Source organism: Pseudomonas sp. FEN (genome assembly GCF_904067045.1).
Lineage (GTDB): Bacteria > Pseudomonadota > Gammaproteobacteria > Pseudomonadales > Pseudomonadaceae > Aquipseudomonas.
On sequence record NZ_CAJFDC010000036.1, the window covers coordinates 653,822 to 676,687 of the forward strand.

Consider the following 22,866-nt stretch of genomic DNA (forward strand, 5'->3'; position numbering starts at 1 on the left):
CGGCGCGCATTTACAGGCCGTTGCGGGCCTTGAACTCGCGACGACGACGGTGCAGCACCGGCTCGGTGTAGCCGTTGGGTTGCCGGGTCCCTTCGATCACCAGTTCGACCGCCGCCTGGAAGGCGATGTTGCTGTCGAAGTCCGGGGCCAATGGGCGGTACAGCGCATCCCCGGCATTCTGCCGGTCGACCACCGGGGCCATGCGTTTGAGGCTTTCCATGACCTGATCCCGGGTCACGATGCCATGACGCAGCCAGTTGGCGATGTGTTGGCTGGAAATACGCAGGGTGGCGCGGTCTTCCATCAGGCCGACATCATGGATGTCCGGCACCTTCGAGCAACCGACGCCCTGGTCGATCCAGCGCACCACGTAGCCGAGGATGCCCTGGGCGTTGTTGTCCAGTTCGTTGCGGATGTCCTCGGCCGACCAGTCGGGGTTGCTGGCCAACGGGATGGTCAGGATGTCGTCGAGCGAAGCCCGTGCGCGCTTGGCCAGTTCGGCCTGGCGGGCGAACACATCGACCTTGTGGTAATGCAACGCGTGCAACGCGGCCGCCGTCGGCGACGGTACCCAGGCGGTGTTGGCCCCGGCCAGTGGATGGGCAATCTTCTGTTCGAGCATCGCCGCCATCAGGTCGGGCATGGCCCACATGCCCTTGCCGATCTGGGCGCGACCTTGCAAGCCGGTGCTCAAACCGATATCGACGTTCCAGTTCTCGTAGGCGCCGATCCATTTTTCCGTTTTCATGGCTGCCTTGCGCACCATGGCGCCGGCTTCCATCGAGGTGTGGATCTCGTCACCGGTGCGGTCGAGGAAGCCGGTGTTGATGAACACCACGCGCTCGCTGGCGGCCTTGATGCAGGCTTTCAGGTTGACCGTGGTGCGCCGCTCTTCGTCCATGATCCCGACTTTCAGCGTGTTGCGCGGCAGGTTCAGGACTTCTTCGACACGGCCGAACAGCTCGTTGGTGAACGCGGCTTCTTCCGGGCCGTGCATTTTCGGCTTGACGATGTAGACCGAGCCGGTGCGGCTGTTCTTGCGCACGGTATTGCCGTTGAGGCTGTGGATCGCCGCGAGGCTGGTGACCAGGCCGTCGAGGATCCCCTCGGGCACTTCATTGCCGTGGCTGTCGAGGATCGCATCGATGGTCATCAGGTGGCCGACGTTGCGCACGAACAGCAGCGAGCGACCGTGCAGGCTCAATTCGCTGCCGTCGAGGGCGGTGTAGCGGCGGTCGGCGTTCATGGTGCGGGTGAAGGTGGTACCGCCCTTGGCGACCTGTTCCGCCAGGTCGCCCTTCATCAGGCCGAGCCAGTTGCGGTAGATCACCACCTTGTCATCGGCATCGACGGCGGCGACCGAGTCTTCGCAGTCCATGATGGTGGTCAGGGCGGCTTCCATCAGCAGGTCTTTCACGCCAGCGGCGTCGGTCTGGCCGACGGGGCTGCTGGCGTCGATCTGGATTTCGAAGTGCAGGCCGTGGTTTTTCAGGAGAATGGCGGTGGGTGCCGCGGCATCGCCTTGGAAACCGATCAGCTGGGCATCGTCGCGCAGGCCGCTGTTGGTGCCGCCCTTGAGCGCGACCACGAGCTTGCCGTCGACGATCTTGTAACCCACCGAATCGACGTGGGAGCCGGCGCTCAGGGGCGCGGCTTCATCGAGGAAGGCGCGGGCGAAGGCGATGACCTTGTCGCCACGGACCTTGTTGTAGCCTTTGCCTTTTTCCGCGCCATCCGCCTCGCTGATGGCATCGGTGCCATAGAGCGCGTCATACAGCGAACCCCAGCGGGCGTTCGAGGCATTGAGGGCGAAACGCGCGTTCATCACCGGCACCACCAACTGCGGGCCGGCCATGCGGGCGATTTCGTCGTCGACGTTCTGGGTAGTGGCTTGGAAATCCGCCGCTTCTGGCAGCAGGTAACCAATGTCTTGCAGGAAGGCTTTGTAAGCCACGGCGTCAAAGGCCTGACCGGCCCGGGACTGGTGCCAGGCATCGATGCGGGCCTGGAAATCATCGCGTTTGGCGAGTAGGGCTCGGTTCTTCGGCGCCAGGTCGTGGATGACCTTGTCGGCACCGGCCCAGAACTGGTCGGCGGTCAGGCCGGTACCGGGAATGGCTTCGTGGTTCACGAAGTCGAACAGGACTTTGGCGACCTTAAGGCCACCGACTTGAACGTGTTCAGTCATTGCTTGCCTCACTCTGCTCAGCTATTCACTTCTATTTAAAGCCTTGCGCGCTTCTCCAGACACAGTACCAGAACATGCCCTTGCAGGCGCCTGGGCGAACCCCGCCAACGCGAACGGACGGGGCTTTGCGTGCTTTCGCAGGCACTCGGACGGGTATCGTTGCAACATTATGTAGTGCGTGCTGGCGCATACTACATGAAGCGCCGGGGTTGTGAAAATTAGACTAAATACGTCGTTTCGCGACCAGTGGGTTCTGGCTGGTCATGCTGCGGGCGTTGATGTTCTCAAGAAATATATGGATTGTTCCAGATAAATATAAAAATCGTACACGATTTTCCTTGGTGGTTTTTCATCCGTGGCCTACGGCTGTCGTACACGGGGTCTGCGGGAGCCCGGCTTGTCGCGATGCCGCACGCAGCGATGGCGTCCGAAGCGGCGATGCGGGTCCCGCTGGCCTTGTCGCGATCGAGCTTGCGGCACTCGACAATGGCCGTGCCTATACTGGATCAACCAACAAGAGGGCTATCCCGTGGACCATCTCGTACTGACTGTATTCGCACCCGACAAGGCCGGCCAGGTCGAACAGATTGCCCTGTGTATCGCCGAGCATGGCGGCAACTGGCTGGAAAGCCGCATGTCGGGCCTGGCCGGGCAGTTTGTCGGGATTGTCCGGGTCGAGGCGCCGGCCCAGGCCCACGCTGCGCTGACCAAGGCGCTCCAGGAACTCGCCAGCCAGGGCATTCAGATCCAGGTGATTCCCGGTAGCGGCGAAGCCCCTGGCCAGTGGAAACCCATCGCGATGGAACTGGTGGGCAATGATCGCCCGGGCATCGTGCGGGATATCACCCGTCTGTTGACTGAACAGGGGATCAATCTGGAGCAACTGGTGACCGATGTGAGTCCCGCACCGATGAGCGGCGACCCGCTGTTCCATGCCGAGGCGATCCTGGCGGTGCCGTATGACCTGCCGCTGGAAGCCTTGCAGTCGGGCCTGGAAACCCTGGCTGATGAACTGATGGTGGAGTTGATGCTGCGCAGTGACGAAGAGTGAGACGGGTTATTCAGTTTTAACGGGGATGGGCCTGTGGATAACCTGGGGAGAGCCTACGCCCGGCCAGGCCGGCCGGGGCTTTCCAGGAACTGAGCAAAAAACGAGCAGTTTCAAGGGCTTGTGCACAAACGGCGTGGACCGGCTTGTGGATAACCTTGGGGTAGAAACCTGCAGCCCAGGTGGGGCAAGGCTTGCAGGCTTTTGTGCGTTTTTTGATCAGCTGCGCTTGCGCAGGCTGAGCCAGGCGTCGAGGCTGTACACCGCCAGGCCGGCCCAGATGAAGATGAACGCCACCAGGCTGCTGGAGGACAAATGTTCGTCGAACAGCAGCACGGCTTGCAGCAGCACCAGGGTCGGCGCGATGTATTGCAGGAAGCCCAGGGTGGTGTAGGGCAGGTGACGCGCCGCCGCGTTGAAGCTCACCAGTGGCACCAGGGTGACCGGTCCGGCGGCGATCAGCCACCAGGCTTGCGAGGTGCTCCAGAATTCGGCTTGGGCGCTGATGGCGAGTGGGTGCAGCAACAGCCAGCCGATGGCAATGGGCACCAGCATCCAGGTTTCCACCACCAGCCCCGGTAGCGCTTTGACCGGGGCCTGTTTGCGGATCAGTCCGTAGAAGCCGAAGGTCAGCGCCAGCACCAGCGACACCCAGGGCAGGCTGCCGACTTGCCAGACCTGCTGGGCCACGCCCACGGCGGCGAGGCCGACGGCGATCCATTGCAGGCGGCGCAGGCGTTCGCCCAACAGCAGCATGCCCAGCAGCACGTTGACCAGCGGATTGATGTAGTAGCCCAGGCTGGCCTCGACCATGCGCCCGTTGTTGACCGCCCAGACGTAGGTCAGCCAGTTGGCGGCGATCAGGGTCCCGCTCAGGGCCAGGATCGCCAGGCGGCGTGGGTTGTCCCGCAGCTCGCGCCACCAGCCCGGGTGTTTCCAGACCAGCAGCAGCAGGCTGCCGAACAGGGCGGACCAGAGCACGCGATGGATAATGATCTCGACCGCGGGTACGGCGGCGATGGCCTTGAAGTAGATCGGGAATAGGCCCCAGATGATGTAGGCGGTGAGGCCAAGGATGTACCCGCGACGCGGGTTGGCGGCTTGCATGCAGAGTCCTTGCTTAGGCTGCTGACTAATTATGGGTGTTGATGCGCGGGTCTTGGTTGGTGCGGTGAGGCTTCGGGGCCTATCGCGAGCAAGCTCGCTCCTACAGGGGGATGCGATAAATTACTGTAGGAGCGAGCCTGCTCGTGATGGCGTCCTTTCAGACGCCGACGCCGCTAAATCCTGCCACAACCGTCAGAATAATTTCAGCGGTTCTTCATTCAGCGCGGAAAGCTGTTCCCGCAAGGCCAGCACCTGGTCGCCCCAGTAACGCTCACTGCCGAACCACGGGAAGCTGTGGGGAAACGCCGGGTCGTCCCAGCGCCGGGCGAGCCAGGCGCTGTAGTGCATCAGGCGCAAGGCGCGCAGCGGTTCGATCAACGCCAGCTCGCGGGGATCGAAGTCGTGGAATTCGCGGTAGCCATCCATCAGTTCCGACAGTTGGCCGAGGCACTCCTGGCGGTCACCCGCCAGCATCATCCACAGGTCCTGCACCGCCGGGCCCATGCGGCAGTCATCGAGGTCGACGATGTGGAACATCTCGTCACGGCACATCATGTTGCCGGGGTGGCAATCGCCGTGAATGCGGATGTTCTGGTGCGGGGTCTCGGCATAGACCTGTTTTACCCGCTTGAGCAGGTCGCGGGCCACGGACTCATAGGCCGGCAGCAGGCTGCGGGGAATGAAGTTGCCTTCCAGCAGGGTGGTCAGCGAGTCGTCGCCGAAGTTCTTCACCCCCAGGACTTCGCGGTGTTCGAACGGACGGGTGGCGCCCACGGCATGCAAGCGGCCGAGCAGTTGGCCGAGGCGATAGAGCTGGTCGAGATTGCCCGGCTCCGGTGCCCGGCCACCACGCCGGGGGAACAGGGTGAAGCGAAAGCCGGCGTGTTCGAACAGGCTGGCGCCGTTGTGGATCAGCGGGGCGACGACGGGGATTTCGCGGTCGGCCAGTTCGAAGGTGAAGCTGTGTTCCTCGAGAATGGCCTCGTTGGTCCAGCGTTGGGGGCGGTAGAACTTGGCGATCAGCGGTTCGCCGTCTTCGATGCCTACCTGATAGACCCGGTTTTCGTAGCTGTTGAGCGCCATGACCCGGGCGTCGCTGAGAAAGCCAATGCTTTCCACTGCGTCGAGCACCAGGTCGGGGGTAAGTGTTTCAAACGGGTGAGACATACTGACTCCTGCGGGCGGCAGGCGGCCGCGTCCGGCTCAGCATGTTAGCGCACTGGGGCTTGGAAAGGTGCCGGCTGTTCCGGCCCTTTCGCGGGCAAGCTCCGCTCCCACGGGTTTTCTGCCGTATGCAGTATCCGGGGGCGACTCGAATAATATTGTGGGAGGGAGCTTGTCGGACCGCCGCATCGCCGCGAAGACGTTGGCGGTTGTGTGGCCGCTCTCGAGGCCGGACGCGGTCTCTGTGGGAGCCGGCAAGCCAGCTCCTGCAGGGGACGCGGCGCTTTCAAGACCGGTGGATCAGGCGCCGATGATCCCGCCATCGTCCCGACGGATCGCCATTACCGAAGAGCGCGGCTTGCCGTTCGGCAAATGCTCGGGGAAGGTCGAATTGCCGGCCTCGCCAGGATGCTGGATGCCGACGAACAAGGTCTTCTGGTCCGGAGCGAAACTGATGCCGGTCACTTCGCAGCCCACCGGGCCGACCATGAAGCGGCGGATTTCGCCGTTGCTCGGATCGGCGCAGAGCATCTGATTATTGCCCATGCCGGCAAAATCCCCGGCGTTGCTGTAGTCGCCGTCACTGAGGATCCACAGGCGTCCAGCCTGGTCGAAACCCAAGCCATCCGGGCTGTTGAACATGTTCTGCGGGGTGATGTTGGACGAGCCGGCCTTGGCCGTGCCAGGGTGCGCGGCGGGGTTGCCCGCGACCACGAACAGATCCCAGGCGAAACGGTCGGCGCCATGGTCGTCCCCTGCGGCCCGCCAGCGCAGGATCTGCCCGTAGACATTCTTCTCGCGTGGGTTCGGCCCGCCCACCGGCTGGCCGTCTTCGCCGCGCTTGGCGTTGTTGGTCAGGGTGCAATAGACCTGGCCGTCGATGGGGCTGACGACGATCCATTCCGGACGGTCCATGCGTGTCGCCTTGACCACGCTGGCCGCCAGGCGGGCGTGGATCAACACTTCGGCCTGGCCGGCGAAACCGTTGCCGGCGTCGAGGCCGTTTTTACCGAAGCTCAGTTCGACCCATTCCCCCGAGCCCTTCGGACGATCCGGGTTGCCGTCGCCGTTGTCGAAGCGCGCCACGTACAGCGTGCCGTGGTCCAGCAGATCGCGGTTGGCCTTGGGGTTCTTGTGGTTGATCGTGTCGCGGCTGATGAACCGGTAGATGAACTCGCCGCGTTCATCGTCGCCCATGTAGACCACGGCGCGACCGTCACGGGTTTCGGCCAGGGCCGCGTTCTCGTGTTTGAAACGACCCAGGGCGGTGCGCTTGACCGGTGTCGACTGCGGGTCGAACGGGTCGATCTCCACCACCCAACCATGACGGTTTAGTTCGTTGGGGTTCAGGGCCATGTCGAAGCGCGGATCGTGGAGGTGCCAATTGATCTCTTTGCTGCTGGCCGCGACGCCGTAGCGCTTCTGTGCCGCATCGAATTTCTGTTCGGCATGGCTGCTGCCGAAGCAGTCGGTGAAGTTCTCTTCACAGGTCAGGTAGGTGCCCCATGGCGTCTTGCCATTGGCGCAGTTCTGGAAGGTGCCGAGGACTTTGCGGCCCTGCTTGTCGGCTTGGGTCTGCAGCCAGGGGTGACCGGCTGCCGGGCCGCCGAATCCGATCGGTGTGTTGCCGTGGATCCGCCGGTTGTAGGGCGAGCCCTGGACGAACTGCCATTGCTCGTCCTTGCGTTGTATTTCGATCACCGAGACGCCTTCGCTGGCTTGGGCCTTGCGCACGTCGTCAAGGGATTGTGGCTGGCCGCCGTGGGCGTAGAGGTAGCGATAGTTGGTGTATTCGTTGTTGATCGCCAGCAGTGCGCGGTTGTCATCGCCGGGGAAGGCAAACAGGCTCATGCCGTCGTTGTTGTCGCCGAACTGGACTTCCTGGGCCTTGGCCGTGCCGTTGCCGCTGGGGTCGAAGGCCGGGCCGTTCTTCTCCAGCGGCTGGCCCCAGCTGATCAGCACCGACGCGCTGTAGCCGGGTGGCAAGGTCAGGCTGTCGCGGGTGGCGGCGGCGATGCTGTCGAAGCCCAGCAGCTTGCCGGAAGCGGTACTGACACCGGCGGCCATGGCGCTGCGGGTCAGCAGGTTGCCGCCGAGGAACATTGCCGCGCCGCACAAGGCGCCGGCACTGATGAAGCCGCGACGGCTGAGGCCGACCATCTGTTCCAGGTCGGTCGGTTGATTGTCTTCTAATAAGTTCATGGTCAGGCTCCCTGCGGGTCAGGCGGTCACCTTAGTAATGCGGTGTGACGGATTTGTTGCAGGAAAAGCGGGTGATCGCGGTGCGATCGATCGCCAGCAAGCTGGCTCCTACAGTGGATCGCGTGTGCCTTGTGGGCGTGGGCTTGCCGGCGATGACGTCACAACGGCGTGCCCAGAATGACCAAGGATGGCGCAAACACCGTCTGCACTGGGCTTCCCAGCCTCAGATCGAGGTTTTTTATCTGTTCCGGTTGTGCCAAAGCGCAGAGAGTTTGTCCGTTCGGCAAGGCGATTCTGACCTCCGAAGGCCCATCTTCGGCCTCGGAAATTTCCTCGATTTGACCGCTCAGAGAATTGTGTCCGGATTTTACTGGGTGGCCGATGGCGCTCAATTCCAACCAGCCGGCCTTGATCAGGGCGACCACTTCGGTGCCGCTTTGCAGTTCCAGGCGCCGGGTGCTGTCGTGGGTGATCTGCGCTTGCAGCGTGAGCCCGCCAGCCAGGCTCAGGCACACGAGGTCGTTGCACCCCTGGCCGAGGATCTCCCGCACCGTGCCGTGGAGCTGGTTGCGGGCGCTGGTGCGCAGCATCAGGCGGCCGAGCAGGTCGAGGTCGGCGCTGTCTTCGGCGGCTTCCAGGACTTGGGCCTGGAGGGTTTGCAGGCGTTGATAGAGACGCAGCACCCGTTCGCCTTCGGCCGACAACTTGGCGCCACCGCCACCCTTGCCGCCGACGCTACGTTCCACCAGGGGTTTTTGCGCCAGGTTGTTCAACTCGTCGATGGCGTCCCAAGCCGCTTTGTAGCTCAACCCCGCGCTTTTCGCGGCGCGGGTGATCGAGCCCTGCTCGGCGATATGTTGCAGCAGGGCGATGCGCTGCGGGCGGCGGACGATGTGTTGGGTCAGCAGGACGGGCAGGGACATGGGGCGGGCTTCGGGTGGCAGGCGGTATTGGGCAAGGTGCCTCTCGGTATCCGCGACGTCAAGCCGAACGCGGCTTCTGTAGGCGCCGGCTTGCCGACGATGAGGCCCGGTAATCCTTGTATAGGCCTTGTGGACGCTATCGCCGCGCTGCGGTGCCCTGACAATCCCTGATTCCGCCTGGTTAAGAGCGATCTTGAGTTTGGCCGAGATTTGTGGAAAGCGGGTTTGTCGGAATGCCGCACCGCCGCTCCGGGGCGCGAAGCGGCCCTAAAACCTGGGCGCGCGGTGTGTCCGGTCAACCGAGTTGAGCGGTTTTGCGGCCGCTTCGCAGCCGAACGCGGGCAAGCCCGCTCGCCACAAGACCGCGTTCTGTTTCGAATTTGACTGATAAGCCGGCTCGCCACAGGTTTTGTTGGTGTCCCTGGGACGGCTAGCGGCTTTCCGGACTCGGTGTCCGCGCCAGGCAATAGACATCGACCCGTCGCGCACCTTCCTTCATCAGCAGTCGGGCCAGGCTTTCGGTGGTGGCGCCGGTGGTCAGCACATCGTCCACCAGCGCCAGGTGCAGGCCTTCGACCTGTGCACCGGGCGCCAAGGCAAAGGCGTTCAACAGGTTGCGTCGGCGAGCCCTGGCATCCAGTTCCTGTTGCGCGATGGTGTCTTGAACACGCAGTAGAAAGTGTTCATCTGCGGAGATTTCCAGGTTCTGGCTCAGCCACGTCGCGAGCATCGCCGCCTGGTTGTAACCCCGTTGACGCAAGCGCCGGGTCGCCATGGGTACCGGCAGCAACAGCTCCGGCCTTGGCAAGCCATCGTCAAAGCGCACGCGCAACGCCTGGGCCAGCAACTCCCCCAGCAGTCGCCCCAACGGCCATTGGCTCTGGTGCTTGAAACGGGTGATCAGGCTGTCCAGCGGGAAACGGTAGGTCCAGGGTGCTATCACCTGCTCGAAGGCCGGCGGCTGCTTGAGGCACTGCCCGCAGGTCAGCCCCGCCGCCGACAAGGGCAGGGCGCAGACCTGGCACGCATCCATCAACCAGGGCAGCTCGCTCTCGCAGGGGGTACAGATCGGGTGAGGGGTGTCGGTGGCCTCATCGCACAACAAACAGGTTTGTTTGTTTTTTAACCAGATGTAAACCGGTCCTGTGTATCGTGGTTGACAGTGCATGCGTCTTCCTTAAATATGCCGAGCATCCGTGTCGCGTCTGTGGGTATTCCTTTGCCCCAGCCGCTTGCCCAGCATAAAACAAGGAACTCCACCGATGAGCGCCAGCACCACCGCCACTTTGCGTCACGATTGGTCTTTAGCCGAGGTCAAGGCGCTGTTCGTTCAGCCGTTCAATGACCTGCTGTTCCAGGCGCAAACCGTGCACCGCGCGCACTTCGATGCCAATCGCGTGCAAGTGTCGACCCTGCTGTCGATCAAGACCGGCGCCTGCCCGGAAGACTGCAAGTACTGCCCGCAGTCCGGTCACTACAACACCGGGCTGGAAAAAGAAAAACTGATGGAAGTGCAGAAAGTGCTGGAGGAGGCCGCGCGGGCCAAGGCCATCGGCTCGACGCGTTTCTGCATGGGCGCGGCGTGGAAACATCCGTCGGCCAAGGACATGCCCTACGTGTTGCAGATGGTCAAAGGGGTGAAGGCCATGGGCCTGGAAACCTGCATGACCCTGGGCAAGCTCGACCAGGAGCAGACCGCCGCCCTGGCCGACGCCGGCCTCGACTACTACAACCACAACCTCGACACCTCGCCGGAGTTCTACGGCAGCATCATCACTACCCGGACCTACGGCGAGCGTCTGGAGACCCTGGCCTATGTGCGTGATGCCGGGATGAAGATCTGCTCCGGCGGTATCCTTGGCATGGGCGAGTCCCTTGACGACCGCGCCGGGCTGTTGATCCAGTTGGCGAACCTGCCGGAACACCCGGAGTCGGTGCCGATCAACATGCTGGTGAAGGTCGCCGGTACGCCGCTGGAAAATGCCGATGACGTCGATCCGTTCGATTTCATCCGCATGCTCGCCGTGGCGCGGATCCTGATGCCGCAATCCCATGTCCGCCTGTCGGCCGGCCGCGAGGCGATGAATGACCAGATGCAGGCCCTGGCGTTCTTTGCCGGTGCCAACTCGATCTTCTACGGCGATAAATTGCTCACCACCGCCAACCCGCAGGCCGACAAGGACATGCAGTTGTTCGCGCGCCTGGGCATCCAGCCCGAGGCCCGTGAAGAGCATGCCGACGAAGTGCACCAGGCCGCCATCGAGCAGGCGTTGGTCGAGCAAAAGAGCAGCGGGCAGTTTTACAACGCCGCTGTCTGATCTGCCCCGTTTCCACCCAGGGCACCGATTGGCTTTGTGGGAGCAGGATTGATCCGCGAAGGCGTCCTTGATGCCGCTGAAAGCTTCGCGGGCAAGCCCTGCTCCTACAAGGTTATGCGGTGTTCTTCGGATCGCATCTGCGAGGCTCCAATGTCCTTTGATCTCGCCGCCCGGCTGTCCGCCCGGCGTGCCGAAAACCTCTATCGCCAGCGCCCGTTGCTGGAGACTCCGCAAGGCCCGCGGGTGGTGGTCGATGGTCAGCCCCTGCTGGCCTTCTGTAACAACGACTATCTGGGCCTGGCCAATCATCCGCAGGTCATCGAAGCCTGGCAGGCCGGCGCGGCGCGCTGGGGTGTCGGCGGTGGTGCCTCGCATCTGGTGATCGGTCACAGCGGGCCGCATCATGCGCTGGAAGAGGCGCTGGCCGATCTCACCGGCCGGCCACGTGTGCTGTTGTTCACCACCGGCTACATGGCCAACCTCGGCGCGGTCACCGCCTTGGTGGGGCAGGGTGATACGGTGCTGGAGGACCGCCTCAACCACGCGTCGCTGCTGGACGCCGGGTTGCTTTCGGGGGCGCGCTTCAATCGTTACTTGCACAACGATGCCGTCAGCCTCGCCAAGCGTCTGGAAAAAGCCAGCGGCAATACCCTGGTGGTCACCGACGGGGTCTTCAGCATGGACGGCGACCTCGCCGACTTGCCGGCGCTGGCCCGTGAAACCCGGGCCAAGGGCGCTTGGCTGATGGTCGACGATGCTCACGGTTTCGGCCCCCTGGGTGCCAATGGCGGCGGTATTGTCGAGCATTTCGGTCTGAGCCAGGAGGACGTGCCGGTACTGGTCGGCACCCTGGGCAAGGCCTTCGGCACGGCGGGCGCGTTTGTCGCCGGCAGTGAAGAGTTGATCGAAAGTCTGATCCAGTTCGCCCGCCCCTATATCTACACCACCAGCCAGCCTCCGGCCCTGGCCTGCGCGACATTGAAGAGCCTGGAGCTGTTGCGCGGCGAACACTGGCGGCGCGCGCACCTGAATGCGCTGATTCGCCAGTTCCGCCAGGGCGCCGAACAGATCGGCCTGACCCTGATGGACAGCTTCACGCCGATCCAGCCGATCCTGATCGGCGACAGCGGTCGGGCGCTGCGCTTCTCGCAGCTATTACGCGAGCGTGGCCTGATGGTGACGGCGATTCGCCCGCCCACCGTTCCGGCGGGCAGTGCCCGTTTGCGGGTGACCTTGTCCGCGGCTCACAGCGAGGCGCAGGTGCAGCTATTGTTAGAGGGGCTGGCCTCGTGTTTCAGCGTGTTGGGTCCCTTTGAGCCGTTGGAGCCAAACCATGCGTGATCGTCTGATCCTGTTGCCCGGTTGGGGTCTCGGCATTTCGCCGCTGGAACCCCTGGCCGCGGCCTTGCGCGGGCTGGATGAGCACTTGCGGGTAGAAATCGAACCTTTGCCGGAACTGGTCTCGGGTGACCCCGACGAGTGGCTCGACGAACTGGACGCCAGTCTGCCGGACAATGCCTGGCTGGGTGGCTGGTCCCTGGGCGGAATGTTGGCCTCGGCGTTGGCGGCGCGGCGCGGCGAGCGCTGCTGCGGGCTGCTGACGCTGGCGAGCAATCCGTGTTTCGTGGTGGGTGAAGGCTGGCCCGGCGCGATGGCGAATGACACCTTTGACCTGTTCCTGGCTGGCTGTCGGGCCGATCCGCAGATGACCCTCAAGCGCTTCAGCCTGCTCTGTGCCCAGGGCTCGGCGGACCCGCGCGGACAGGCGCGATTGCTCTTGGCCGGTGCGCCGAATACCGCGTCATCCGTTCTGTTGAACGGGCTGGAGGTGCTGGCACAACTGGATACCCGGCCCGCGCTGCAAGCCTATCGCGGTCCGCAACTGCACCTGTTCGCCGGCCAGGATGGCCTGGTGCCGGCCGAAGCCGCCAGTGATCTGCTGGCGCTGCTGCCGGATGTCGAAGTCGGCCTGATCGAACAGGCCGGCCACGCTTTTCTGCTGGACGACCCCCATGGAGTGGCCGGGGCTATCCAAGCCTTCTTGCATGAGTCCGGTGATGACTGATCTTTCCCATCCTGTCTTGCCGGGCGGCCTGCCCGACAAGCGTCAGGTCGCGGCCTCGTTTTCCCGCGCGGCGGCCAGCTATGACAGCGTCGCCCAACTGCAGCGCGATGTCGGTCACGAATTGCTTGGGCGCCTGCCGGGCGACCTGAGTCCGTCCCGTTGGCTCGATATGGGTTGTGGCACCGGTTATTTCAGCCGAGCCCTGGCGGCTCGCTTCAGCCCGGGCGAAGGCGTGGCGCTGGATATTGCCCAGGGCATGCTGGAGCATGCGCGTCCGCTGGGCGGTGCCCGGCACTTTGTCGCCGGGGATGCCGAGCGCCTGCCGTTGCTGGCCGGCAGCTGCGACCTGGTGTTCTCCAGCCTGGCGGTGCAGTGGTGCGCCGATTTCGCCTCGGTGCTCGCCGAAGCCCGCCGGGTCTTGCGGCCAGGCGGCAGCATGGCCTTCGCCAGCCTGTGTGTCGGCACCCTGCACGAGTTGCGGGAAAGCTGGCGGGCGGTGGATGGCCTGGTGCACGTCAACCGCTTCCGGTTGTTCAGCGACTATCAGCAGTTGTGCCGGGACAGCGGTCTGCGGGTGCTCAGCCTGGAAAGCCGGCCACAGGTGCTGCACTACCCGGATGTGCGCAGCTTGACCCATGAGCTCAAGGCGCTGGGCGCGCATAACCTCAATCCTGGCCGGCCAGGCGGTTTGACCGGGCGGGCACGGATTCTCGGATTGATGCAGGCCTATGAACAGTTTCGCCAGGCCGAGGGTCTGCCGGCGACCTATCAGGTGGTCTACGCCATTCTGGAGAAACCGCTATGAGTGTGGCCTATTTCATTGCCGGCACCGACACCGACGTGGGCAAAACCACGATTGCCACCGGGTTGCTGCACGCGGCCCATCAGGCCGGCCTGAGCACCGCGGCGGGCAAGCCGGTGGCGTCCGGCTGCGAGGTCACGCCCGCGGGGCTGCGCAACGCCGATGCCCTGGCGTTGCTGGCGGAATGTTCGCTGCCGCTGAGCTACGCCGAGGTCAATCCGGTGGCCCTCGAGCCGGCGATTGCCCCGCATCTGGCGGCGCGCGAGGCTGGGGTGATGTTGACCGTACAGTCCTTGCTGGGACCGATGCGGCAGGTGTTGGCCAAAGGGGCCGACTTCACCCTGATCGAGGGGGCCGGGGGCTGGCGGGTGCCGCTGGCGGACCAGGCCAGCCTGTCGGATCTGGCCCAGGCGCTGGCCTTGCCGGTGATCCTGGTGGTGGGGGTGCGTCTGGGCTGTATCAATCATGCCCTGCTGACCGCCGAAGCCATCGCCCGGGATGGGCTGCAACTGGCCGGCTGGGTCGCCAATATCATCGATTCGAAAACCTCGCGCCTGGAAGAGAACCTCGCGACCCTGGCCGAACGCTTGCCGGCCCCGTGCCTGGGGCGGGTGCCCAGACTCAAGGCGGTGAGTGCCGAAGCCGTGGCGCAGTACCTGCAACTGGACTTGCTGGACTAGGCTGAGCGCTTTAGCGCTCTTGGGGGGATTCCCTAAGACTCTGACTATCGCTAGGCAATTTGCCATTATTGTTTTTGACGGGTGTTTCTTTGACAGGTCTGGTTAAATGCAGACTGTCGATTATGTATCCAGTCGAGTTCGCCCATGGAAATCTCAGGAAATACCGCTGTTTATGCCGGTCTGAGCACTATTCGCTCCGGGCAGAACCGTGTCGACCAGGCCGCCAGCCAGATCGCCGACACCACGATCGAGCGCTCGCTCAAGAGCCAGTCGTCCGATACCCAGGTCAACCGCCTGTTGTCGGTGGACCGCAGCCAGCAGGATCTGTCGAGCAGCATGGTGGACATGTCCCAGGGCAAGCTCCAGGTCGAGTTGGGCGCCAAGGTGGCCAAGGCCTCGGACCAGGCGCTGGGTACGTTGATCGATACCTACGCTTGATGGGGTGGGCAACACCAATACTGTTCAACTACGAATGATCTCTCAAGCCTGACCGAGATTTGTGGCGAGTGGGCTTGCCCACGCTCGGCTGCGCAGCAGCCGCAAAACCGGCCGCCTCGGTCTATCTGATACACCGGATTCGCAGGTTTTAGGGCTGCTTCGCAACCCTGAGCGGCGGTGCGGCGTTCCGACAAGCCCGCTCGCCACAGCGGCGATTCCTGAACTTCTCCCTCGTTTCATAAGCCCCCGCTTAGCCTCGACTATTCTTTCCATGACGCGCCCCTGGCTGCCCTTCAAGGCTGTCGGTCTTTTCCTGCGCCTCTTTCAGCCATGTATGACGAATGGATTATGAACGACACTTGACAAGGATTGAGCGCAAACGTATGTTTCAAACAACCGTTTGACCGGCGTGGCAAATCGACGCGGTCGCTTATTCCAGGATTCATCAGCAGAGGTTTATCGCTATGCCTGACTACAAGGCCCCCTTGCGTGATATTCGCTTCGTCCGCGACGAGCTGCTCGGTTACGAAGCGCACTATCAGAGCCTGCCGGCATGCCAGGACGCTACCCCGGACATGGTTGACGCCATTCTCGAGGAAGGCGCCAAGTTTTGTGAGCAGGTACTGGCTCCGTTGAACCGGGTCGGCGACACCGAAGGTTGCACCTGGAGCGAGTCCGGCGTTAAGACCCCGAGCGGTTTCAAGGAAGCCTACAAGCAGTTCGTCGAAGGCGGCTGGCCAAGCCTGGCCCACGACGTCGAACACGGCGGCCAGGGTCTGCCGGAGTCCCTGGGCCTGGCGGTCAGCGAAATGGTCGGCGAAGCCAACTGGTCGTGGGGCATGTACCCGGGCCTGTCCCATGGCGCGATGAACACCATTTCCGAACACGGTACGCCCGAGCAACAAGAGGCCTACCTGACCAAGCTGGTCTCCGGCGAATGGACCGGCACCATGTGCCTGACCGAACCGCACTGCGGTACCGACCTGGGCATGCTGCGGACCAAGGCCGAGCCTCAGGCCGACGGTTCCTACAAGGTCAGCGGGACCAAGATCTTCATTTCGGCCGGTGAACACGACATGGCCGATAACATCGTCCATATCGTCCTGGCACGCCTGCCGGATGCACCGGCTGGTACCAAGGGTATTTCGCTGTTCATCGTGCCCAAGTTCCTGCCGAACGCCGATGGTAGCGTCGGCGCGCGCAATGCGGTTTCCTGCGGTTCCCTCGAACACAAGATGGGCATCCACGGCAACGCCACCTGCGTGATGAACTTCGACGCGGCCACCGGTTTCCTGATCGGCCCGCCGAACAAGGGCCTGAACTGCATGTTCACCTTCATGAACACCGCTCGCCTGGGGACCGCGCTGCAAGGTCTGGCCCATGCCGAGATCGGTTTCCAGGGTGGCCTGAAATATGCGCGTGAACGTCTGCAGATGCGCTCCCTGACTGGCCCGAAAGCGCCGGACAAGGCTGCTGATCCGATCATCGTGCACCCAGACGTGCGTCGCATGCTGCTGACCATGAAGGCCTTCGCCGAAGGTAACCGGGCGATGGTCTACTTCACCGCCAAGCAGGTTGATATCGTCAAGTACGGTCAGGATGAAGAAGAGAAGAAGAAAGCCGACGCCCTGCTGGCGTTCATGACTCCGATTGCCAAGGCGTTCATGACCGAAGTCGGCTTCGAAGCCGCCAACCATGGCGTGCAGATCTACGGCGGCCACGGCTTTATCGCTGAGTGGGGCATGGAGCAGAACGTTCGCGACAGCCGCATTTCGATGCTGTACGAAGGCACCACCGGTATCCAGGCCCTGGATCTGCTGGGGCGCAAAGTGCTGATGACCCAGGGCGAAGCACTGAAGGGCTTTACCAAGATCGTCCACAAGTTCTGCCAGGCCAACGAAGGCAACGAAGCGGTCAGCGAGTTCGTCGCGCCGCTGGCGGCCATCAACAAGGAGTGGGGCGAACTGACCATGAAAGTCGGCATGGCCGCCATGAAGGACCGGGAAGAAGTCGGCGCCGCTTCGGTGGACTACCTGATGTACTCCGGTTATGCCTGCTTGGCTTACTTCTGGGCCGATATGGCGCGCCTGGCGGCCGAAAAACTGGCCGCCGGTACCAGCGAGGAAGGCTTCTACACCGCCAAGCTGCAGACCGCGCGTTTCTACTTCCAGCGCATCCTGCCGCGGACCCGCACTCACGTGGCAGCCATGCTGTCGGGCGCCAATAACCTGATGGACATGAAGGAAGAGAACTTCAGCCTGGGTTACTGAGCCGCACTGAGTTCCAGCCTGTGAAAAGCCGCTTCGCCCTTGGGCGAAGCGGCTTTTTTGCGTGTCCTTCCTGGCGGTCACGTAGACAAAAAATTCCCGACTGAATCGCTAAGAAGAATCGTTGCGCTGCCGTTAAAGAGATGGCGTTTGTGACTGATGTCACATTGCCGTGCTTTAAATCTTAAAATACAGGCACAATGCCATCTATTGCTTTGCCGGTCGGAGCTTTACCCTTGCCGCGTTCTTCCGCTGTCCACGTCGGTCATTTTTTACCTTCGCTGCTGTTGTTGCTTGCGGGGTTTGCGGCTGCCTACGTCAAGGAACTCAACGTCTTCTTCACCTCGCTGTTCAATGTGCTGCCGACCCTGGTGCTGTTGCTCGGCGGGTCCTATTGCGCGGTATACCGACGTCAGCGCGAACTGTTCCTGATGGTCACGGTGTACATCGCTTATTTCCTGCTCTCGACCCAGACCGATTACTACCGCGATCACGGTAAGGTCCGGGAAGACGCCGCCGTGGTCTTTCACCTGTGTTGCCTGTTGCTGCCACTGCTGTTCGGCGTGTATGCCGCCTGGCAGGAGCGTACCCATCTGTTCCAGGACATGGTGGCGCGTTTTGCCGTGCTGCTGGCGGTGGGTAGCGTGGCGCTGGGCTTGGAGCAGAGTTATCCGCAAACCCTGCTCGAGTGGCTGGCGGAAATCCGCTGGCCGGCGCTGCACGGCGCCTGGATGAGTCTGATCCAGCTGTCCTATCCGGTGTTTTTCGCCTCCTTCCTGTTGCTCCTGGTCCAGTATTGGCGCCATCCGCGACCGCTGCACGCGGCGCAATTGACCGGGCTGCTCGGGCTGTTCTGGATGTTGCCCAAGACCTTCATCCTGCCGTTCACCCTGAACATCATGTGCAGCCAGGTGATGTTGATGATCGCCGCGGCGGTGGCCCACGAGGCCTATCAGATGGCCTTCCGCGACGAGCTCACGGGCTTGCCGGGACGCCGTGCGCTGAACGAGCGCATGCAACGCCTGGGGCGTAACTATGTGCTGGCGATGACCGACGTCGACCATTTCAAGAAGTTCAACGACACCCACGGTCACGACGTTGGCGACCAGGTGTTGCGCCTGGTGGCCAGCAAGCTGGCGAAGGTCAGCGGCGGCGGTCGCGCCTATCGCTATGGCGGTGAAGAGTTCGCGGTGGTGTTCGCCGGCAAGAGCCTGGAAGAGTGCATGCCGCACTTGGAGGTCATTCGCGAAGTGATCGCCAACTACCATATCCAGTTGCGCAACCCGGACAACCGCCCCCAGGACGACCAGCAAGGTCGTCAGCGCCGTGCCGGCAGCGCCGCCACGAGCGTGTCGGTGACCGTCAGCATCGGTGTCGCCGAGCGCCAACTGGACCAGCGCAGCCCGGAAGAAGTGCTCAAGTCCGCCGACCAGGCGCTCTATGCCGCCAAGGGCGCGGGGCGTAACTGTGTGGTCGCGGCGGGGCAGACCCGGCGTGGCGCGATCCGCACGGGTGAAGCTGTCGGCTGAGTGATGGTGGAGCATTCAGCGCTTGGACGGTGATTGTCCGGGGCTGGATCGGGCAGTAGGTTGAGTCATCTGCTGCCGGAGAAACGACCATGCCTGAGTACAAAGCCCCGCTACGCGATATGCGCTTTCTGATCGACCATGTTTTCGATTTTCACGCCCACTACCTCGCGCTCGGCGCCGCCGATGCCAGTCCCGATATGGTCGGCGCGATCCTCGAGGAAGGCGCGAAGTTCTGCGAGCAGGTGCTGTCGCCGCTGAACCGCTCCGGCGATGAAGAAGGCTGCCATTTCGACAACGGCGTGGTGACCACGCCCCAGGGCTTCAAGCAGGCTTTTGCGCAGTATGTCGAAGGCGGCTGGCATGGCCTGGCAGCGGATCCGGCCTATGGTGGACAAGGCCTGCCGTTGTCCCTGGGGCTGGTGATCAGCGAGATGATCGGTTCCAGCAATACCTCCTGGGGCATGTACCCGGGCCTGACCCATGGCGCCATGTCGGCGATTCATGCCCACGGCACCGAGGAACAGAAAAACACCTACCTGAGCAAACTGACCGAGGGCCGTTGGACCGGCACCATGTGCCTGACCGAGGCTCATTGCGGCACGGACCTGGGGCTGATCAAGACCCGCGCGGTGCCCCAGGCCGACGGCAGCCATGCGATCAGCGGGAGCAAGATCTTCATCTCCGCTGGTGAGCACGACATGAGCGAGAACATCGTGCACCTGGTATTGGCCAAGCTGCCGGACGCGCCGGCGGGGACCAAGGGGATTTCCCTGTTCATCGTGCCCAAATTCCTGCCGGATAGCGCCGGTGACGCAGGCGCGCGCAATGGGGTGCATTGCGGCTCCATCGAACACAAAATGGGGATCAAGGCGTCAGCGACCTGCGTGTTGAACTTCGATGAGGCCAAAGGCTTTCTGATCGGCGAGGCCAACAAGGGCCTGAACTGCATGTTCACCATGATGAACCATGCCCGGCTCGGTACCGGGATGCAGGGCCTGTGCCTGGGTGAGACGAGCTTCCAGGGTGCGGTCAGGTACGCCAACGATCGCCTGCAGATGCGCGCGCTCACCGGTCCCAAGGCCCCGGACAAGGTCGCCGACCCGATCATCGTGCATCCCGACGTGCGGCGCATGCTGCTGACCATGAAGGCCTTCAACGAAGGCAACCGGGCGCTGACCTACTTCACCGCGCAGTGGCTGGATATTGCTCATCTGGGCGGCGATGCGGCGCAGCGTCAGGATGCCGAGGACCTGCTGGCCTTCCTGACGCCGATCTGCAAGGCCTTCATGACCGAGACCGGCCTTGAGGTGACCAACCATGGGATGCAGGTGTTCGGTGGCCACGGCTTCATTCGTGAGTGGGGCATGGAGCAACTGGTCCGCGATTGCCGGATCGCGCCGATCTACGAAGGCACCAATGGGATTCAGGCGCTGGATCTGCTGGGACGCAAAGTGCTCGGTAGCCAGGGCAAGCTGCTGCGTGGTTTTACCAGGATCGTGCATAAGTTCTGTGCGGCGAATGCCGGGCATCCGCAGCTCAAGAGCCATGTGGCGCAACTCGACGCTTTGAACCAGCAGTGGGGCGAGCTGACGACCCAGGTCGGCCTGGCGGCGATGAAGAATCCCGATGAAGTGGGCGCCGCGGCCTTGGACTATCTGATGTACAGCGGTTACATCGTCCTTGCCTACCTCTGGCTGCGCATGGCGCTGGTGGCCCAGGCGCAACTGGAGGAGGGGAGTGGCGATGCCGAGTATTGCCAGGGCAAGCTGGCGACCTGCGAGTTCTACTTCAAGCGCCTGCTGCCGCGTACGAGCGCCCATCGGGCGGCGGTGGAGGCGGGGAGTGAGTGTTTGATGCGTCTGCCGGCGGAGTTGTTCGCGCTGTAGCTGTCTTCGAGTGGGGCGGAAGGTCTGTGGGTGCTCTTGAGGGCCTATTCGCGGCGGTGCGGCGATCCGACAAGCACCGCTCCCACATTAATTTCCGCGTCGAACACAAGTCTCATGCACAACAGAACATTTGTGGGAGCGGAGCTTGCCCGCGAATAGGCCAGAACAGCCACCACATGACTTTGATATGCATGTGACCGAAAACAATAAAAAAGTCACATAAAGACCCTATGTGTCTAAAAAGTTGTTGGGGTAAACTCAAACCTCAGAAAATCGGCCCCACTTGGGCTTATCGTTTAGATCTTGCGAGGTTTGCCATGGCTGACTACAAAGCGCCCCTGCGCGATATGCGCTTCGTCCTCAATGAAGTGTTCGAGGTCGCGAAACTCTGGGCTCAACTGCCTGCCCTGGCCGAGACCGTCGACGCCGAAACCGTCGAAGCGATTCTCGAAGAGGCTGGCAAGGTCACGGCCAAGAGCATCGCGCCCTTGAGCCGCAGCGGCGATGAACAGGGTTGCCGCTGGGACAACGGCGCGGTGTCCACGCCCGCTGGTTTCCAGCAGGCCTACCAGACCTATGCCGAAGGTGGCTGGGTTGGCGTCGGCGGCGATCCGGCCTTCGGTGGCATGGGCATGCCCAAGGCGGTGTCGGCTCAGGTCGAAGAAATGATCAACTCCTCCAGCCTCGCGTTCGGCCTCTACCCGATGCTGACGGCCGGTGCCTGTGTATCGATCAACACCCACGCCAGCGAAGCGCTGAAGGCCGCCTACCTGCCGAACATGTATTCGGGGGTATGGGCCGGTTCCATGTGCCTGACCGAACCTCATGCCGGTACCGACCTGGGGATCATCCGCACCAAGGCCGAGCCGCAGGCGGACGGTTCCTACAAGGTCAGCGGGACCAAGATCTTCATCACCGGTGGCGAGCACGACCTGACCGAGAACATCATTCACCTGGTGCTGGCCAAGCTGCCGGATGCCCCGGCCGGTCCCAAGGGCATCTCGCTGTTCCTGGTGCCGAAGTTCCTGGTCAACAGCGATGGCAGCCTCGGTGCCCGCAACCCGGTGAACTGCGGTTCCATCGAGCACAAGATGGGTATCCAGGCTTCCGCGACCTGCGTGATGAACTTCGACGAAGCCGTGGGTTACCTGATCGGCGAGCCGAACAAGGGCCTGGCCGCGATGTTCACCATGATGAACTACGAGCGCCTGGGGGTGGGCATCCAGGGCCTGGCGTCGGGCGAGCGCTCTTACCAGAATGCCGTCGAGTACGCTCGGGATCGTCTGCAAAGCCGTTCTCCGACTGGGCCGAAGGCCAAGGACAAGGTCGCCGACCCGATCATCGTGCATCCCGATGTGCGCCGCATGCTGTTGACCATGAAAGCCTCGAACGAAGGCGGCCGGGCTTTTTCCACCTATGTGGCGATGCAGTTGGACACCGCCAAGTTCAGCGAGGACGCCGCCACCCGCGAGCGCGCGGATGGTCTGGTGGCCTTGCTGACACCCGTGGCCAAGGCATTCCTGACCGACCTCGGCCTGGAAACCACCGTGCACGGCCAACAGGTGTTCGGCGGTCATGGCTATATCCGCGAGTGGGGGCAGGAACAACTGGTGCGTGATGTGCGTATCACGCAGATCTACGAGGGTACCAACGGTATCCAGGCCCTGGACCTGGTGGGGCGCAAGATCGTCGGCAACGGCGGCGCCTACTACCGGCAGTTCGCTGAAGAGATTCGCCATTTCATCAAGACCGCCGACACCGGGCTGGCCGAGTTCACCCAGCCGCTGAGCGCCGCTGTGGATAACCTCGATGAGCTGACGGCCTGGGTCCTGGAGCATGCCAAGAGCAATCCGAACGAGATCGGTGCGGCATCTGTCGAATACCTGCAGGCTTTCGGTTACACCGCCTATGCCTACATGTGGGCGCTGATGGCCAAGGCCGCGTTGGGCAAGGAGAATCAGGAGGCGTTCTACGCAAGCAAAGTGGGCACGGCGCGGTTCTATTTCGCACGTTTGTTGCCGCGTATTCACTCGCTGACGGCATCGGTGAAGGCTGGGAGCGAGTCGTTGTTCCTACTGGATGCCGAGCAATTTTGATTCTTCGGATGTCTTGTAAGCATTTACTTACATAACGCGCTGCTGTTTGCCCCTTTCGCCAAATTGGATCCAGCGATAATCTTTGTACCAAGGACGTCGAGCAGGAAGCTCAAAAGTAACAACAGGGACACGTAGGATTCCGCCAGGATGGTG

17 protein-coding genes are annotated in these 22,866 nt (G+C 62.8%); 11 read left to right on the plus strand and 6 right to left on the minus strand.

Features of this window, described 5'->3' with window-relative positions; translation table 11 throughout:
• Window positions 1–10: 10 nt before the first annotated feature.
• Complete coding sequence (locus PFEN_RS26610) at window positions 11–2,188, minus strand: malate synthase G (RefSeq protein WP_191489580.1); 2,178 nt, start codon at window positions 2,186–2,188, stop codon at window positions 11–13.
• Between the two features lie 529 nt (window positions 2,189–2,717).
• Here PFEN_RS26610 and PFEN_RS26615 point away from each other — a divergent pair.
• The gene (locus PFEN_RS26615) at window positions 2,718–3,239 is read left to right on the plus strand and encodes a glycine cleavage system protein R (protein WP_191489581.1); all 522 of its coding nucleotides are present in this window, start codon (window positions 2,718–2,720) and stop codon (window positions 3,237–3,239) included.
• Between the two features lie 216 nt (window positions 3,240–3,455).
• Here the strand turns inward: PFEN_RS26615 and rarD are convergent, their stop codons facing one another.
• The 5 genes from rarD to PFEN_RS26640 all read right to left on the minus strand — a co-directional run bounded on the left by rarD (window position 3,456) and on the right by PFEN_RS26640 (window position 9,800).
• The gene (gene rarD, locus PFEN_RS26620; RefSeq protein ID WP_191489582.1) at window positions 3,456–4,343 is read right to left on the minus strand and encodes an EamA family transporter RarD; all 888 of its coding nucleotides are present in this window, start codon (window positions 4,341–4,343) and stop codon (window positions 3,456–3,458) included.
• A 192-nt stretch (window positions 4,344–4,535) separates the two neighbouring features.
• Window positions 4,536–5,510 carry a serine/threonine protein kinase gene (locus PFEN_RS26625; RefSeq protein WP_191489583.1) on the minus strand — a complete coding sequence of 325 codons (975 nt, stop codon included), beginning with the start codon at window positions 5,508–5,510 and terminating at the stop codon, window positions 4,536–4,538.
• 297 nt (window positions 5,511–5,807) lie between these two features.
• On the minus strand, window positions 5,808–7,709 hold the full coding sequence (locus tag PFEN_RS26630) for a PhoX family protein (protein ID WP_191489584.1): 1,902 nt from the start codon (window positions 7,707–7,709) through the stop codon (window positions 5,808–5,810).
• 158 nt (window positions 7,710–7,867) lie between these two features.
• On the minus strand, window positions 7,868–8,632 hold the full coding sequence (locus PFEN_RS26635) for a TOBE domain-containing protein (protein WP_191489585.1): 765 nt from the start codon (window positions 8,630–8,632) through the stop codon (window positions 7,868–7,870).
• 430 nt (window positions 8,633–9,062) lie between these two features.
• Window positions 9,063–9,800, minus strand: a complete 738-nt coding sequence (locus PFEN_RS26640) for a ComF family protein (RefSeq protein WP_191489586.1) — start codon at window positions 9,798–9,800, stop codon at window positions 9,063–9,065.
• A 94-nt stretch (window positions 9,801–9,894) separates the two neighbouring features.
• On the opposite strand from PFEN_RS26640, the gene bioB reads away from it, so the two are divergent.
• The 10 genes from bioB (at window position 9,895) to PFEN_RS26690 (ending at window position 22,713) form a co-directional block, all read left to right on the plus strand.
• Window positions 9,895–10,950, plus strand: a complete 1,056-nt coding sequence (gene bioB / locus PFEN_RS26645) for a biotin synthase BioB (RefSeq protein ID WP_191489587.1) — start codon at window positions 9,895–9,897, stop codon at window positions 10,948–10,950.
• A 150-nt stretch (window positions 10,951–11,100) separates the two neighbouring features.
• Complete coding sequence (bioF, locus tag PFEN_RS26650; RefSeq protein ID WP_191489588.1) at window positions 11,101–12,291, plus strand: 8-amino-7-oxononanoate synthase; 1,191 nt, start codon at window positions 11,101–11,103, stop codon at window positions 12,289–12,291.
• Window positions 12,284–13,015, plus strand: coding sequence for an alpha/beta fold hydrolase (locus PFEN_RS26655; protein WP_191489589.1), 732 nt, complete (start codon window positions 12,284–12,286; stop codon window positions 13,013–13,015). Before bioF ends, PFEN_RS26655 begins: the two co-directional genes overlap by 8 nt.
• The gene (gene bioC / locus PFEN_RS26660) at window positions 13,008–13,820 is read left to right on the plus strand and encodes a malonyl-ACP O-methyltransferase BioC (RefSeq protein WP_191489590.1); all 813 of its coding nucleotides are present in this window, start codon (window positions 13,008–13,010) and stop codon (window positions 13,818–13,820) included. The genes PFEN_RS26655 and bioC overlap by 8 nt, the downstream gene beginning before the upstream one ends.
• The gene (gene bioD / locus PFEN_RS26665) at window positions 13,817–14,497 is read left to right on the plus strand and encodes a dethiobiotin synthase (RefSeq protein WP_191489591.1); all 681 of its coding nucleotides are present in this window, start codon (window positions 13,817–13,819) and stop codon (window positions 14,495–14,497) included. The genes bioC and bioD overlap by 4 nt, the downstream gene beginning before the upstream one ends.
• Before the next feature lie 144 nt (window positions 14,498–14,641).
• Entirely contained in the window at window positions 14,642–14,935 is a 294-nt protein-coding gene (locus PFEN_RS26670) for a pyrroloquinoline quinone biosynthesis protein PqqE (protein WP_191489592.1), read from the plus strand.
• 464 nt (window positions 14,936–15,399) lie between these two features.
• Window positions 15,400–17,205: a phenylacyl-CoA dehydrogenase gene (locus tag PFEN_RS26675; protein WP_191489593.1), complete on the plus strand. Its 1,806-nt coding sequence runs from the start codon at window positions 15,400–15,402 to the stop codon at window positions 17,203–17,205.
• Window positions 17,206–17,438: 233 nt separating this feature from the next.
• Entirely contained in the window at window positions 17,439–18,731 is a 1,293-nt protein-coding gene (locus tag PFEN_RS26680; protein WP_191489594.1) for a GGDEF domain-containing protein, read from the plus strand.
• A gap of 89 nt (window positions 18,732–18,820) precedes the next feature.
• Entirely contained in the window at window positions 18,821–20,617 is a 1,797-nt protein-coding gene (locus tag PFEN_RS26685) for an acyl-CoA dehydrogenase C-terminal domain-containing protein (RefSeq protein ID WP_191489595.1), read from the plus strand.
• Window positions 20,618–20,934: 317 nt separating this feature from the next.
• Window positions 20,935–22,713, plus strand: coding sequence for an acyl-CoA dehydrogenase C-terminal domain-containing protein (locus PFEN_RS26690; RefSeq protein ID WP_191489596.1), 1,779 nt, complete (start codon window positions 20,935–20,937; stop codon window positions 22,711–22,713).
• Window positions 22,714–22,866 lie beyond the last annotated feature (153 nt).

Bases quoted from the DNA above. Each gene is read 5' to 3' on its own strand.
- PFEN_RS26610 (WP_191489580.1), bottom strand. From the start codon at position 2,188: ATGACTGAACACGTTCAAGTCGGTGGCCTTAAGGTCGCCAAAGTCCTG.
- rarD (WP_191489582.1), bottom strand. From the start codon at position 4,343: ATGCAAGCCGCCAACCCGCGTCGCGGGTACATCCTTGGCCTCACCGCC.
- PFEN_RS26625 (WP_191489583.1), bottom strand. From the start codon at position 5,510: ATGTCTCACCCGTTTGAAACACTTACCCCCGACCTGGTGCTCGACGCA.
- PFEN_RS26630 (WP_191489584.1), bottom strand. From the start codon at position 7,709: ATGAACTTATTAGAAGACAATCAACCGACCGACCTGGAACAGATGGTC.
- PFEN_RS26635 (WP_191489585.1), bottom strand. From the start codon at position 8,632: ATGTCCCTGCCCGTCCTGCTGACCCAACACATCGTCCGCCGCCCGCAG.
- PFEN_RS26640 (WP_191489586.1), bottom strand. From the start codon at position 9,800: ATGCACTGTCAACCACGATACACAGGACCGGTTTACATCTGGTTAAAA.
- bioB (WP_191489587.1), top strand. From the start codon at position 9,895: ATGAGCGCCAGCACCACCGCCACTTTGCGTCACGATTGGTCTTTAGCC.
- bioF (WP_191489588.1), top strand. From the start codon at position 11,101: ATGTCCTTTGATCTCGCCGCCCGGCTGTCCGCCCGGCGTGCCGAAAAC.
- PFEN_RS26655 (WP_191489589.1), top strand. From the start codon at position 12,284: ATGCGTGATCGTCTGATCCTGTTGCCCGGTTGGGGTCTCGGCATTTCG.
- bioC (WP_191489590.1), top strand. From the start codon at position 13,008: ATGACTGATCTTTCCCATCCTGTCTTGCCGGGCGGCCTGCCCGACAAG.
- bioD (WP_191489591.1), top strand. From the start codon at position 13,817: ATGAGTGTGGCCTATTTCATTGCCGGCACCGACACCGACGTGGGCAAA.
- PFEN_RS26670 (WP_191489592.1), top strand. From the start codon at position 14,642: ATGGAAATCTCAGGAAATACCGCTGTTTATGCCGGTCTGAGCACTATT.
- PFEN_RS26675 (WP_191489593.1), top strand. From the start codon at position 15,400: ATGCCTGACTACAAGGCCCCCTTGCGTGATATTCGCTTCGTCCGCGAC.
- PFEN_RS26685 (WP_191489595.1), top strand. From the start codon at position 18,821: ATGCCTGAGTACAAAGCCCCGCTACGCGATATGCGCTTTCTGATCGAC.
- PFEN_RS26690 (WP_191489596.1), top strand. From the start codon at position 20,935: ATGGCTGACTACAAAGCGCCCCTGCGCGATATGCGCTTCGTCCTCAAT.